Source organism: Pantoea brenneri (genome assembly GCF_038594305.1).
Lineage (GTDB): Bacteria > Pseudomonadota > Gammaproteobacteria > Enterobacterales > Enterobacteriaceae > Pantoea > Pantoea brenneri.
The window spans coordinates 224,438-237,728 of the sequence record NZ_JBCGBG010000001.1; the positions used below are offsets into that span (position 1 = coordinate 224,438).

Genomic DNA, 13,291 nt, shown 5'->3' on the forward strand with positions numbered 1-13,291 from the left:
AGGCTGCGCCCTGGTGCGGCTCAGGACAAAATAGCGGCAATTTTGTACGAGAGATAAAAATGAAAATCCTGCTTGTTGATGATGATGTTGAATTAGGCACCATGTTAAGCCAGTACCTGATCGCTGAAGGGTTCGATGCGCAGCTGGTGTTAACCGGTAGCGCCGGGATTCAGGGGGCGCTGTCCGGACAATACACCGCAATGATTCTGGATATTATGCTGCCCGATATGAGCGGTATTGATGTGCTGCGTCAGGTGCGGCAGAACAGCCGTTTGCCGGTGATTATGCTGACCGCGAAAGGCGACAATATTGATCGGGTCATCGGACTGGAGATGGGCGCGGATGATTACATGCCGAAACCCTGCTATCCGCGTGAACTGGTGGCCCGTCTGCGTGCGGTGCTGCGCCGGTTTGAAGAGCAGGCGCCGCAGCCGGATACCAAAGAGCCGCTGCGCTGGCGCGAGCTGACGCTCAATCCTGCCACCCGCATTACCGAATGGCAGGGCAAAGCATTTGATCTGACCGCCTCGGAATTTAACCTGCTGGATCTGTTGCTGCGCGCGCCGGATCGGGTGGTATCGAAAGATGAGCTGTCAGAAAAGGGGCTCGGTCGTCCTCGCGAAGCCTATGATCGCAGCGTCGATGTCCACATCAGTAATATCCGCCAGAAGTTAAGCGCCTTAACCGCTGACAGCGTGAATATCGAAACCGTGCGCAGCATTGGTTACCGTATTCGATGAAGCAAAGCTACCGTGGACGGATGTTCTGGAAGATTCTGATCGGCTTCTGGATAGTGTTCGTTATCATGAGCCAGTTACTCTGGCTGGGCTTTTCGCTCTCCGGTAAACGCCATGAGCCGCCTGAAATCGTCGCCATCCGGCGGACCGTCGATTTGCAAATGGCCTCTGCGGTGTCGGTGCTGGAGCGGGGCGGTCCAGCGGCGCTGGAGGATATGATGGCGGGCTGGGAGCCTAACGATCGCCAGTTTTTTACCGTGATACAGCATGCGCGGCCGGCCGGTCAGCCCAGTCTGCCCGAGCGGCTAAATTCACCGTTTGAAGGCCGGATCCCCGACCAGATTGTGCGCTGGGTGCGCGGTGCAGATAACAAAGATTATGAGCTGCGCTACAACATTAAAGGCATGCGGGAAGACAGCAGCATGAACATGATGCCGCGCAAATTTCTCAATATTCCCGAGCCGATGTTCGTGTTTGCCGGATCGGTCGGCCTGTTGTTCAGCCTGCTGCTGGCCTGGAACCTGACACGACCGATGCGTCAGTTACGCGAAGGCTTTTCCCGGGTCGCCGAGGGCGATTTAAGCGTGCGGCTGTTTCCAATGATGCGCAAACGCCACGATGAGATTTCCAACGTGGCGGAAGCCTTTGACGCGATGGTTGAACGGCTGGAAACGCTGGTGCGGGCGCGCGAAGAGCTGCTGCACGATATCTCCCATGAGCTGCGCTCCCCGCTGGCGCGGCTGCAGCTGGCCACCGGACTGGCGCGCCAGACGCCGGAAAGCGTCGGCAGTTCACTCGATCGGATTGATGAAGAGGCGCGCCGGCTGGACAAGATGATCGGCGAATTGTTAACCCTGTCGCGCGCCGAACATGAAAGCATTCCGGATGAGCAATATTTTGACCTGACCGGATTACTTGAGGCGGTGGTCACCGATGTCCGCTATGAAGCGCAGATCCCCGGCGTCAGGGTTGAGTTTCTGGTGGATCAACAGGCCGACTACACGGTGCGCGGTAATGCAGAGCTGATACGGCGTGGCGTCGAGAACGTGCTGCGCAATGCGCTGCGCTTTTCGCTGCCCGGTCAGCAGATTGAGGTACGCTTAAGTGTGGAACAGCAGTGGCTGGCGATTCGGGTGCGGGATCAGGGGCCGGGTGTCGATGAAGAGAAGTTATCCAGCATCTTTGACCCGTTTGTGCGGGTCAATTCGCCGCTGATGGGCAAAGGCTATGGCCTTGGGTTGGCTATCGTGCGCAAAGTAGTGCTGGCGCATCATGGCGAGGTCAAAGCGATCAACCGTCCTGATGGCGGGCTTGAGCTGACGCTGCGTTTACCGCGCTGGCAGCAGCCCTGAGCCTTGCCGGCTGGCAGAAACAATAACGGCACCCGAGGGTGCCGTTATGTTTAATCATTGACGCTTACTTTTTGATGCGAATCACCTGCGTTTCGCCGACGGTCACCTGGCCAGACAGCTTAATCAATTCCTTGATTTCATCCATGTTGGAGATGACAACCGGTGTCAGGGTTGATTTTGCTTTCTCTTCCAGCAGCGGCAGATCGAACTCGATGACCACGTCGCCTTTTTTGACCTTCTGGCCTTCTTCAGCGATGCGTTTGAAGCCTTCACCTTTCAGTTCAACCGTATCGATGCCGAAGTGGACAAACAGCTCAATGCCGTTATCAGACTCGATTGAAAAAGCGTGGTTGGTTTCAAAAATCTTGCCGATAGTGCCATCAACAGGCGCGACCATTTTGTTGCCGCTCGGTTTGATCGCAATACCGTCGCCCACGATTTTTTCTGCAAACACCACATCTGGTACGTCTTCAATATTCACGATTTCGCCTGACAGAGGCGCTACGATGTCAATTGTCCCAGCGCTATCTGTTTTTTCGCCAAAAAGTTTAGAAAACAAACCCATGATCTTCTCCTAAGCAGTAATTTGGGGCCAGCATCTCGCAGATTAGCAGAGCGTTTTTTCTTTGATGAACTTGTTAACCAGATTCATCAAATCATCCGCTGTCGGTTGAGCCAGTGCCTGCTCCGCCAATGCCTTCGCATCTTCGAAATTAGTATTACGAATGATTTTCTTGATGCCAGGGATAGAAATGGCACTCATGCTGAACTCGTCCAGCCCCATTCCCAGTAACAGTAGTGTAGCACGTTCATCACCTGCCAGCTCACCACACATGCCGGTCCATTTGCCTTCAGCGTGAGATGCATCAATGACTTGCTTGATTAAATTCAGCACTGATGGCGTCATTGGGTTGTACAGGTGCGAGATCAAATCATTACCACGATCGACCGCCAGAGTATACTGCGTCAGGTCGTTGGTCCCAATACTGAAGAAGTCGACTTCCTTCGCCAGATGGTGCGCGATGACGGCAGAAGCTGGGGTTTCCACCATGATGCCGACTTCAATGCTCTCATCAAACGCTTTACCTTCTTCGCGCAGCTGGGCTTTTAGCAGCTCCAGTTCCGCTTTCAGGCTGCGCACTTCTTCAACCGAAATAATCATCGGGAACATGATGCGCAGTTTGCCGAATGATGAGGCACGCAGGATGGCACGCAGCTGGGCATGCAGGATCTCTTTGCGATCCATGGCGATACGAATCGCGCGCCAGCCGAGGAACGGGTTCTCTTCTTTCGGCAGGTTCATGTACGGCAGATCTTTGTCGCCGCCAATGTCCATGGTACGCACGATTACAGCCTGCGAACCCATCGCTTCAGCGACGGCTTTATAAGCCTGGAACTGCTCTTCTTCGCTTGGCAGCGAATCACGGTCCATGAACAGGAATTCAGTACGGTAGAGGCCTACGCCTTCAGCGCCGTTGCGCTCAGCGCCGGCGATATCACGCACGGTACCGATGTTAGCGCACACTTCTACCTGATGACCGTCCAGCGTCACCGCCGGCAGATCTTTCAGCTTGGCTAATTCATGTTTTTCAGTCAGATACTGTGTCTGTACAGCTTTCAGCTCTTCCTGAATCGCTTCAGAAGGATTGACGTAAATGGTGTTGTTAACGCCATCCAGAATCAGGAAGTCGCCATTTTTGATGGTGGCGGTGACGTTACCGGTTCCGACAATTGCTGGGATCTCAAGGGAACGCGCCATGATTGAGGTGTGCGAGGTGCGCCCGCCTAAATCGGTAATAAAGCCCAGCACCTTTTTCAGGTTCAGCTGTGCGGTTTCTGACGGCGTTAAGTCTTTGGCCACCAGAATGGATTCGTCCTGAATTGCGCTCAGGTCAACGATATGCAGACCTAAAATGTTCTGCAGCAGACGTTTACCGATGTCACGTACGTCAGCCGCACGCTCTTTCAGGTATTCGTCATCTAACTCTTCTAGCGCTTTCGCCTGGCCATCGATAACAGAGTAGGCAGCGGCGTCAGCAGAGGCGTGATCTTTTTTGATCAGGTCGATGATTTCCTGCTCCAGCTCTTCATCTTCCAGCAACATGATGTGGCCTTCGAAGATGGCGGCTTTCTCTTCACCGAGGGTTTCACCCGCTTTGACGCGAATCGCTTCCAGTTGTACTGCCGCCTTACTGCGGCCATCGAGGAAGCGCTGAACTTCCTGCTCAACTTGGTCATCAGAAATTTTCTTGCGGTTGATGACGATCTCGTCTTCTTTCAGCAGCAGTGCTTTGCCGAAAGCGATACCTGGTGATGCTAAAATGCCTGAAATCATAACCTTACCTTTTAATCACGATGGCTGATTGGACTCTTTGCGGTGCCATTGTCGCGGGACACGTACTTTACGAAAGCAATAACGCGGACAGATTGTCCGCGATCAAGATGTTTGCACTCAATGGCGCAGAGGAGTCGATTTGCTGGAAAGCTGAGCGGAAATTACTCCAGTTCAGCCATCAGTTTGACCAGATGCTCAACTGCTTTTTGCTCGTCTTCACCTTCCGCGGAAAGGGTCACGACAGTCCCCTGGGTTAAACCCAGCGTCTGCAGTTTGAACAGGCTTTTTGCGCTCGCTGATTTACCGTTAGAGGTCACGGTAATTTCTGACTGGAAAGCTTTGGCTTCTTTTACGAATTGCGCAGCTGGGCGAGTGTGCAGACCGTTTGGTGCGGTAATGGTAACTTCTTGCTGGAACATTCTATTTCCCCAACGTTATCAGGATGAGTGTTTTGGATCTAAAGTCTAGCCTGGAGCCGTCACTTTAGCCTGTGTAGGTGCGCGGGTATAGCATCATGCTGGCTAACGACGCGCATGAATGAATTTTTCAATTCCGTTGCGTGTCAAAAACGATTCTACACGTCACCGGGTAATTATGCCGTTAATCGCCGTTTCGCCAAATCCGTAAATCGATTCAGCTTGATCCACTTCAAAGAGGGATTAATTTCAGGCATCGAAATAATTGGCAGTCTAAATACCAGAGCCGCGTCACTGAAATCAATCTGCAGGGTGGTGAAAGTGAGATCTGCACCACAAAAAAGCACCCAATCGGGTGCTTTTTTCGACATTTTCAGACTTTTAGCCGTTACTGCTGCAGCTCTTTTTCAGTGAACAGGTCGGCAAAAAGGGCGGTACTGAGATAGCGCTCACCGGAAGAGGGAAGGATCACCACAATGTTCTTATTGGCGAAGGCTTCATCTTCCTGCAGCTTCAGCGCTGCAGCGACCGCGGCACCGGATGAGATACCGGCCAGGATACCTTCTTCTTCCATCAGCTGACGGGCAGTGCTGATGGCTTCTTCATTGCTGATGGCAATAACCCGGTCGATCAGATTCAGATCAAGGTTGCCTGGAATAAAGCCGGCACCGATACCCTGAATCTTATGCGGGCCTGGCTTGATTTCATCGCCGGCCAGCGCCTGGGCAATCACCGGTGAATCAGTCGGCTCAACGGCGACCGAAATCAAATCTTTCTTGCCTTTGGTGTTCTTGATATAGCGACTCACGCCGGTCAGCGTACCGCCAGTGCCGACGCCAGCAATAAACACGTCTACTTCACCGTCGGTATCTTCCCAGATTTCCGGACCGGTGGTTTTTTCGTGGATTTCCGGGTTGGCCGGGTTGCTGAACTGCTGTAACAGCACATATTTATCCGGGTTACTGGCGACAATCTCTTCCGCTTTCGCGATAGCGCCTTTCATGCCTTTGGCGCCTTCGGTCAGTACCAGCTGTGCGCCCAGCGCTTTTAGCAGCTTACGACGCTCAACCGACATGGTCTCCGGCATGGTCAGCGTCAGTTTGTAACCGCGCGCTGCCGCCACATAGGCCAGCGCGATACCGGTATTACCGCTGGTTGGTTCAACCAGCTCAACGCCCGGCTTCAGAATGCCGCGTTTCTCTGCGTCCCAAATCATATTGGCACCGATACGGCATTTCACGCTGAAGCTCGGGTTACGGGATTCAACTTTCGCAAGGATGCGGCCGTTACCGATGCGGTTCAGTCGAACCAGTGGCGTATGACCAATTGTCAAAGAGTTGTCTTCATAGATCTTACTCATAGCCTGCCCTTAACTGTATGAATTATTGGGAACCCTCTGAGCATACCTGTTCTGCCTGGGTGCGGAAGGAAAGAAATCGCATATCTATATGTCAGCCGGCAATAAGCCTCGTTAAAAAGAGCATAAGGCCGGCTGATGGTTCTAACGCAGCTCGGTACGCGCCAGGTTCTGTCGATAGCGATCGACCCACATCGCCGTGGCACCGCAAACAGCAACCGGCATGATGGCAAGGTTCAGAATCGGAATCATGGTGAACAGACTAATCAGTGCGCCAAACTGCATGTTAGCGGTTTTGTGCTGTCGCAGGGCGTTGCGCATCTGCTGAAAAGGGACTTTATGGTTATCAAACGGGTAGTCGCAATACTGCACCGACAGCATCCAGGCGCTGAACAGGAACCACAGCACCGGCGCGACGGTCTGGCCAAAGCCGGGAATAAAGTAGAGCAGCAGCAGCCCGATGGCGCGCGGCAGATAGTAACCCAGCTTTTGCAGCTCACGCTTCATGATGCGCGGCACATCCTTAATCAACCCCATCCAACCGCTGTCGGGCAAGGGCTTGCCGGTCAGACGACCTTCGAGCTGCTCGGCCAGCAGTCCGCAGAAGGGCGCGGCGATCCAGTTCGCCAGCGTGGAGAAGAAGTAGCTAAACACCAGCACAATCGCTATCACCGACAGCGGCCACAGCAGATAGCTCAGCCACTGCAGCCAGTCCGGGATATGGGCCAGCAGGCGGGGGATCCAGTCGCCCAGCCGGTAAAACAGCCAGATAAATGCGCCGCCCAGCATCACGATGTTAATCAGCAGTGGCATCACCACAAAACGCCGGATGCCCGGCAAACGCACCAGTTTCCAGCCCTGGCTGAAATAGTGCACACCGTTAAAATTTGAGACGGATTTCTCAAGGGCCATAAAGCCAATTCTCCTGAAGATGTTGAGCCGCGCCCACTATAACCTGGCTTTTTCCACTGACCAGCTGCCGTTTGGGTAAAAAAACAGCGAAAAAGCGTGGGTCGCCTATCTTATTTGTCAGAAAATAGTGCACAGACTTGCACTTGTGTAGCAGGGCAAATACAGTTAGAGGATAAAGTTTGCCGCGGTGGCAAGGTATTGGAACAACAGAGAATACAATGATGCAGGATTTGCGTCTGATATTAATCGTTGTTGGCGCGATCGCCATTATAGCGCTCCTTCTTCACGGGCTGTGGACCAGCCGAAAAGAGCGCTCGTCAGTGTTCCGCGATCGCCCGCACAAACGTCTTAAACAACGTGATGAACATGATGAGCAGGACCTGATTGACGACGAGGACGACGGCGTCGGTGAGGTTCGTGTACGCCCTGAGCGTCATACTCATCAGGAACCGCGTTTCGATGAAGTTCGCGATCCACAGCCACAAGCGCCGCGTCAACCCGCGACCGCTGAGCCTGTGCGTCAGCCCGCGCCGCGACCTGCACCGCAGTCAGAACCTGAAAGCGATCCGCTGTTCGACACGGCCCCACAGCCTAAGCCGCAGCCGCGTTCTGAGCCGGTCCGTCAGCAGCAACCTGCGCCGACGTTTGTCGCACCGCCGGTGCAGGCCGATCCGTTGCTCGATTTAGATCCGCTCGAGTCGGTACAGCCGGAACCGCAGTATCAGGCTGAGCCTGAACCGCAGTCTGAGGTGATTACCGCACCTGCGCCTGAAGCCAAAGCGCCAGCAGAGAAGCCGAAAGAGGCGGTGCTGGTACTGCATGTGGCCGCGCACTCCGGTGGCGAGCTGAATGGTGAAGCGCTGCTGCAGGGGATTCTGCAGGCGGGCTTCCAGTTTGGCGAAATGAACATTTTCCACCGTCATCTCAGCCCGGCAGGCAGCGGTCCGGTGTTGTTTAGCCTGGCCAATATGGTTAAGCCGGGTTCATTCAATCCTGACCTGATGACTGACTTCAGCACGCCTGGCATCTCTATCTTTATGATGGTGCCTTCCTACGGTGATGCGAATCAGAACTTCAAGCTGATGTTACAGTCGGCGCAGCGTATCGCGGATGATGTCGGCGGTGTGGTGCTGGATGATGAGCGCCGCATGATGACACCACAGAAGCTGGAAACCTACAAAGCGCGCATTCGCGATGTGGTCGGCGTCTGAGACCTGCGCTAACGGTTATCTGAATTGTTAAAACAAACCCCCGCCTGTCGGGGGTTTTTTATCTGATGGGGCTTTATGAAATCCGTTCAGGATCAAATCACCGAACTGCGCACAACGTTGCGTCATCATGAATATCTCTACCACGTTATGGATGCGCCGGAAGTCCCCGACGCCGAATATGATCGTCTGATGCGTGAGCTGCGTGAGATGGAAGCGGCACATCCCGAGCTGATCACCCCGGACTCGCCTACTCAGCGTGTCGGTGCTGCGCCGCTGACGGTGTTCGAGCAGGTGCGTCATGAAGTCCCGATGCTGTCGCTGGATAACGCTTTTGATGAAGCCACCTTTCTGGCCTTCAACAAGCGGGTGCAGGATCGGCTGAAAAACAGTGAAGACATCACCTACTGCTGCGAACTGAAACTGGATGGCCTGGCGGTCAGCCTGCTGTACGAAAACGGCCTGCTGGTGCGGGCGGCGACCCGTGGTGACGGCACCACCGGCGAGAACATTACCGCCAATGTCCGCACCATTCGTGCCATTCCGCTGCGGCTGAAGGGTGACAACATTCCGGCGCGACTGGAAGTGCGCGGCGAAGTGTTTATGACCCAGCGCGGTTTTGAAAAACTGAATGAGGAAGCGCGGCGTACCGACGGCAAGGTGTTTGCCAATCCGCGTAATGCGGCGGCCGGTTCGCTGCGTCAGCTTGATCCCCGCATCACCGCTAAGCGTCCGCTGACCTTTTTCTGCTACGGTTTCGGCCTGCTGGAAGGCGGCGAGATCCCACACAGCCACATGGCGCGACTGCAACAGTTCAAAGCCTGGGGACTGCCGGTTAGCGATCGGATCCGTCTGGCGCATAATGCACAAGAGGCGCTGGCTTTTTATCGTGAGATTGAGCAGCAGCGTCCCACGCTCGGTTTTGATATCGACGGTGTGGTAATCAAAGTCGATTCACAGGCGCTGCAGGAGCAGCTGGGCTTCGTGGCTCGCGCTCCACGCTGGGCTATCGCCTTTAAATTCCCGGCTCAGGAGCAGATGACCTGGGTGCGCGACGTCGAGTTTCAGGTCGGACGCACCGGCGCGATTACGCCGGTGGCGCGGCTCGAACCGGTTCAGGTGGCCGGCGTTATCGTCAGCAATGCCACGCTGCACAATGCCGATGAAATTGAGCGACTCGGCTTGCGCATCGGCGATCGGGTAGTGATTCGCCGTGCGGGCGATGTCATTCCGCAGGTGGTCAATGTCGTAACGACTGAGCGCCCCGACGACGCCCGTGAAGTGGTGTTTCCGCAACATTGTCCGGTCTGTGGTTCGGATGTTGAGCGGGTGGAAGGGGAATCGGTTACGCGCTGCACCGGCGGGCTGATCTGTGGTGCTCAGCGCAAAGAAGCGCTGAAGCACTTTGTGTCGCGCCGGGCGATGGATGTGGACGGCATGGGCGATAAGATTATCGACCAGCTGGTGGAAAAAGAGTATGTCAAAACCCCGGCTGACCTGTTCCGCCTGACCGCCGGTGTGCTGACCGGCCTCGATCGTATGGGGCCGAAATCGGCGCAAAACGTGGTGGATGCGCTGCAAAAGGCGAAATCAACCACCCTGGCGCGCTTTCTCTATGCGCTCGGCATTCGCGAAGTCGGTGAAGCGACCGCCGCTAATCTGGCTAACCATTTTGGTGAACTGGAAAAAGTGATGGATGCCGATCTGGAGGCGCTGATTGCGGTGCCGGATGTCGGCAAGGTGGTGGCGACTCACGTGCGTAACTTCATGGAAGAGGAGAGTAACCGCGAGGTTATCCGTCAGCTGGTTGAGGAGATCGGCATTCACTGGCCAGCGGTGGTGGTGGTGAGAGCCGAGGAGATCGACAGTCCGTTTGCGGGTAAAACGGTGGTGCTGACCGGTTCGCTGTCGCAGATGAACCGTGATGATGCCAAAGCGCAGTTAATTGCGCTGGGCGCAAAGGTAAGCGGCAGCGTTTCGAAGAAAACCGATCTGCTGATTGCTGGTGAAGCGGCCGGTTCCAAGCTGGCAAAAGCGCAGGAGCTGGGGATTGAGGTGATCGATGAAGCGGAAATGATCCGTCTGCTGGGTGCCTGAGATGGAGAAACATCAGCTGGTAGCGATCGCCAATACCGCGATGCCCTTTGGTAAGTACAAAGGGCGGATGCTGATCGATCTGCCCGAGCCTTACCTGCTGTGGTTTGCCCGCAGCGGGGATTTTCCGTCAGGCCAGCTGGGTGATCTGATGCAACTGACGCTGGCAATCAAAATTGAAGGCCTTGAAGGGTTGGTTAAACCGCTTAAGGCCGGCAATTAATTCTGCCCGCGCTGGCGGGCAGTATCTCTACTTTTGCGACTCCATCACCGGCGCTTTAACCTGCTGCGCCTGCAGCTTCTCGCCACTCTTTTTGTAGCGCCCGGCGATAAATGAACAAACCATCAGCTGAACCTGATGGAAGATCATTAAGGGCAGCACAATCATCCCTACACTGCTGGCGGGAAACAGAATATTCGCCATCGGCACGCCGTTCGCCAGGCTCTTCTTCGAGCCACAAAAAAGCACCACAATTTCATCGGCACGTTTAAAGCGGAACAGACGTGATGCCAGCAGGTTGATCAGCAACACTGCGGTCAGCAGCAGTACGCATCCGGCCAGAATCCATAATAGCGTATCGACGCCCACGCGATGCCAGATGCCGTTGATGACCGCTTCACTGAAGGCGGAATAAACCACCAGCAGAATGGAAGTCTGATCGGTTTTGCCAATCAGACTGCGATGTTTCTCCACCCAGGCACCAATCCAGCGGCGGGAGAGATGACCCAGCACAAAAGGCACCAGCAGCTGCAGCATAATCTTACCGATTTGCTCCAGGCCATCTGATGGCGCATTGCTGTGCACATCCATCACCAGATTAACCAGCAGCGGGGAGATAAATACCCCCAACAGGCTCGACGCTGAGGCGCTACAGACCGCCGCTGCGACGTTACCGCCCGCCATTGAGGTGAAGGCGATGGCTGATTGCACCGTCGCAGGCAGAATGCAGAGGTAGATAAAGCCGGTATAGATTTCGGGGCCGACATTCACCGGATGCCACCAGACCAGCAGCAGACCGAGCAGCGGGAACAGCACAAAGGTACTGAACATAATCCACAGATGCAGCTGCCAGTGACTGCTGCCGGCGATGATCTTTTCACGTGATAACTTGGCACCGTGCATGAAAAACAGCAGGGCGATGGCGGCCGTGGTCAGATAGCTAAAGATATCGACGAAAATGCCTTTTGCAGGCAGGAAAGACGCCAGCAACACGGTGATGATGAGTTTGACCATCATCGGATCGAGCCGTAAAAATCCCATTGTTAAAATCCGGTTAAATATTGAATAGCAATGATTGTGCGCGAAGCGGGTTTAGAAATAAAATTGATTTATTGAATTAATCTATGAGCTGAATCGATGAATTATACCCTACGACAGTTGCGAACCTTTATCGCGGTGGCGCATTACGGCGGATTCAGTCAGGCCGGGCAGGCGATCGGTCTGAGTCAGTCGGCGGTCAGCCACAGCATAAAAGAGCTGGAGGCGGAGACCGGCGTACGCCTGCTGGACCGTACCACGCGGGAAGTGATGCTGACTGAAGCCGGACAGCAACTGGCGTCGCGCATGGAGCGATTGCTGGAAGAGATCAACACCACGTTGCTGGATATCCGCAGTTACGGCGAGCAGCGCAGCGGTACGGTGCGGCTGGCAGCCAGCCAGACTATTTCAGCCCATCTGATGCCACAATGCCTGGCGGCCAGTCAGCACCATTTTCCCGACATTAAAGTCATCCTCCACGATCGCGCCCAGCAGTGGGTACTGCAAAGCGTGCGCAACGCCGAGGTCGATTTCGGTATCATCATCGGTCCGCTCAGCGATACCGATTTCGATTGCCTCGCCATTCTGGATGAGCCATTTCTTCTATTGTGCCGCGATGACGATCCGCTGGCGCAGGTGGAACAGGCGCAGTGGTCGATGCTGGCGGGGCGTACCATGGTGCTACAGGATTACGCTTCAGGTAGTCGGGTGTTGATTGATGCGGCGATGCAGCAGCAGCAGATTCAGGTCGACGTGGTGCAGGATATCGGGCATCCCGCCACGCTGTTCCCGATGGTGGATGCGGGGATTGGCATCAGCATTTTGCCGGCGCTGGCCTTGCCGCTGCCGGCCGGGCGAGCGCTCACGGTGAGGCGCTTATATCCGGAGATAAATCGCAGCCTGATGCTGATTAAGCGCAAAAATCGCTCGCTGACGCCAGCCGCCGAAGCGATCTGGCAGGAGGTGCGCCAGCAGGCCGCGCTGCTGGCGCAACAACGCGCGGTCAGTCCACCGTTTTAGATATAGACATCAAGCTGGTTCGTGTCGGTTGGACGGTTGACGCCGTCCGCTTTGATTTCGCCTGGCAGTTTGCTGTCGTCATTTTTCTGCTCAGCCTGTTCAGCCTGCTTCTGCTCTAACTGGGCAATCTGCGCTTCCAGCATGGTGATTTGCGACTCATACATCTGCTGCATCTCAGCTTTTTGTTTGTCCGTCAGATCTGCATTGCTGGACAACTCTTTAAGCTGGGTTGTGATGTTCTGAATCTGTTTGCTTAGCGCGGCCACCTGCGACGCAACACTGCCGCCGCCGCTGCTGTCACCGCTACTGACTGCACTGCTTAAAATTCCGGATATAGATGACATCATTTTCTCCCTGCAAATAGTCATTAACGATTATCGGCCTGCGGAAAAATCACTTGAGAAGAAAAATGTTAAGAAGGCGAAAAGAGCGGTGAGGGCAAAATGGCCCGAATGATGAAGTGCGGAGGTGGGGGAGGAGGAAGGGGGGGCAGCAGAAACGAAAAAAGCGCCTTAAAGGCGCTTTATTCTGAATGGGTGGGTCGTGCAGGCTAAGCCGCGGCCCGTCCGGGGCCACGCCCTGCGGGTGATGCTGGCGCATCA

Annotated in this window: 13 protein-coding genes; 6 read left to right on the forward strand and 7 right to left on the reverse strand. The window is 54.9% G+C overall.

The features are described from left to right. Positions 1-59: 59 nt before the first annotated feature. Complete coding sequence (locus tag AABB92_RS01045) at positions 60-740, forward strand: response regulator transcription factor (protein ID WP_031375856.1); 681 nt, start codon at positions 60-62, stop codon at positions 738-740. Next, complete coding sequence (locus AABB92_RS01050) at positions 737-2,089, forward strand: ATP-binding protein (RefSeq protein ID WP_046288181.1); 1,353 nt, start codon at positions 737-739, stop codon at positions 2,087-2,089. The genes AABB92_RS01045 and AABB92_RS01050 overlap by 4 nt, the downstream gene beginning before the upstream one ends. 64 nt (positions 2,090-2,153) lie before the next feature. Here AABB92_RS01050 and crr read toward each other — a convergent pair whose 3' ends face one another. The 5 genes from crr to cysZ all read right to left on the reverse strand — a co-directional run bounded on the left by crr (position 2,154) and on the right by cysZ (position 7,109). After that, positions 2,154-2,654, reverse strand: coding sequence for a PTS glucose transporter subunit IIA (gene crr / locus AABB92_RS01055; protein WP_031375857.1), 501 nt, complete (start codon positions 2,652-2,654; stop codon positions 2,154-2,156). Positions 2,655-2,696: 42 nt separating this feature from the next. After that, a complete protein-coding gene (gene ptsI / locus AABB92_RS01060) occupies positions 2,697-4,424 on the reverse strand; it encodes a phosphoenolpyruvate-protein phosphotransferase PtsI (protein ID WP_031375858.1) in 1,728 nt (575 codons plus the stop codon). A gap of 161 nt (positions 4,425-4,585) precedes the next feature. After that, positions 4,586-4,843, reverse strand: coding sequence for a phosphocarrier protein Hpr (ptsH, locus tag AABB92_RS01065; protein ID WP_003848868.1), 258 nt, complete (start codon positions 4,841-4,843; stop codon positions 4,586-4,588). 385 nt (positions 4,844-5,228) lie between these two features. Next, positions 5,229-6,200, reverse strand: coding sequence for a cysteine synthase A (gene cysK, locus AABB92_RS01070; protein ID WP_031375859.1), 972 nt, complete (start codon positions 6,198-6,200; stop codon positions 5,229-5,231). Positions 6,201-6,341: 141 nt separating this feature from the next. Beyond that, positions 6,342-7,109, reverse strand: a complete 768-nt coding sequence (gene cysZ / locus AABB92_RS01075) for a sulfate transporter CysZ (protein ID WP_031375860.1) — start codon at positions 7,107-7,109, stop codon at positions 6,342-6,344. A gap of 218 nt (positions 7,110-7,327) precedes the next feature. Here cysZ and zipA point away from each other — a divergent pair, with 218 nt between their 5' ends. From zipA to AABB92_RS01090, 3 genes are all read left to right on the forward strand, one after another. Then, entirely contained in the window at positions 7,328-8,320 is a 993-nt protein-coding gene (zipA, locus tag AABB92_RS01080; RefSeq protein WP_031375861.1) for a cell division protein ZipA, read from the forward strand. 75 nt (positions 8,321-8,395) lie between these two features. Further along, entirely contained in the window at positions 8,396-10,414 is a 2,019-nt protein-coding gene (gene ligA / locus AABB92_RS01085; RefSeq protein ID WP_031375862.1) for an NAD-dependent DNA ligase LigA, read from the forward strand. Position 10,415: 1 nt separating this feature from the next. Further along, on the forward strand, positions 10,416-10,634 hold the full coding sequence (locus AABB92_RS01090) for a DUF3820 family protein (protein WP_031375863.1): 219 nt from the start codon (positions 10,416-10,418) through the stop codon (positions 10,632-10,634). Between the two features lie 27 nt (positions 10,635-10,661). On the opposite strand, the gene AABB92_RS01095 is transcribed toward AABB92_RS01090, so the two are convergent. Next, a complete protein-coding gene (locus AABB92_RS01095; RefSeq protein WP_031375864.1) occupies positions 10,662-11,672 on the reverse strand; it encodes a bile acid:sodium symporter family protein in 1,011 nt (336 codons plus the stop codon). A 96-nt stretch (positions 11,673-11,768) separates the two neighbouring features. Here AABB92_RS01095 and AABB92_RS01100 point away from each other — a divergent pair, with 96 nt between their 5' ends. Next, positions 11,769-12,689 (forward strand): LysR family transcriptional regulator, encoded by a 921-nt coding sequence (locus AABB92_RS01100; protein WP_031375865.1) that lies wholly within the window; start codon positions 11,769-11,771, stop codon positions 12,687-12,689. Here the strand turns inward: AABB92_RS01100 and AABB92_RS01105 are convergent. Next, positions 12,686-13,033 (reverse strand): FlxA-like family protein, encoded by a 348-nt coding sequence (locus tag AABB92_RS01105; RefSeq protein ID WP_031375866.1) that lies wholly within the window; start codon positions 13,031-13,033, stop codon positions 12,686-12,688. The two genes, AABB92_RS01100 and AABB92_RS01105, sit on opposite strands and share 4 nt — an antisense overlap. Positions 13,034-13,291: the final 258 nt, after the last annotated feature.

What these genes read in the sequence shown, in the direction of transcription:
- cysK (WP_031375859.1), bottom strand. Translation starts at nt 6,200, where the DNA reads ATGAGTAAGATCTATGAAGACAACTCTTTGACAATTGGTCATACGCCA.
- AABB92_RS01100 (WP_031375865.1), top strand. Translation starts at nt 11,769, where the DNA reads ATGAATTATACCCTACGACAGTTGCGAACCTTTATCGCGGTGGCGCAT.
- crr (WP_031375857.1), bottom strand. Translation starts at nt 2,654, where the DNA reads ATGGGTTTGTTTTCTAAACTTTTTGGCGAAAAAACAGATAGCGCTGGG.
- cysZ (WP_031375860.1), bottom strand. Translation starts at nt 7,109, where the DNA reads ATGGCCCTTGAGAAATCCGTCTCAAATTTTAACGGTGTGCACTATTTC.
- AABB92_RS01090 (WP_031375863.1), top strand. Translation starts at nt 10,416, where the DNA reads ATGGAGAAACATCAGCTGGTAGCGATCGCCAATACCGCGATGCCCTTT.
- AABB92_RS01050 (WP_046288181.1), top strand. Translation starts at nt 737, where the DNA reads ATGAAGCAAAGCTACCGTGGACGGATGTTCTGGAAGATTCTGATCGGC.
- ptsI (WP_031375858.1), bottom strand. Translation starts at nt 4,424, where the DNA reads ATGATTTCAGGCATTTTAGCATCACCAGGTATCGCTTTCGGCAAAGCA.
- ligA (WP_031375862.1), top strand. Translation starts at nt 8,396, where the DNA reads ATGAAATCCGTTCAGGATCAAATCACCGAACTGCGCACAACGTTGCGT.
- AABB92_RS01095 (WP_031375864.1), bottom strand. Translation starts at nt 11,672, where the DNA reads ATGGGATTTTTACGGCTCGATCCGATGATGGTCAAACTCATCATCACC.
- AABB92_RS01045 (WP_031375856.1), top strand. Translation starts at nt 60, where the DNA reads ATGAAAATCCTGCTTGTTGATGATGATGTTGAATTAGGCACCATGTTA.
- AABB92_RS01105 (WP_031375866.1), bottom strand. Translation starts at nt 13,033, where the DNA reads ATGTCATCTATATCCGGAATTTTAAGCAGTGCAGTCAGTAGCGGTGAC.
- zipA (WP_031375861.1), top strand. Translation starts at nt 7,328, where the DNA reads ATGATGCAGGATTTGCGTCTGATATTAATCGTTGTTGGCGCGATCGCC.
- ptsH (WP_003848868.1), bottom strand. Translation starts at nt 4,843, where the DNA reads ATGTTCCAGCAAGAAGTTACCATTACCGCACCAAACGGTCTGCACACT.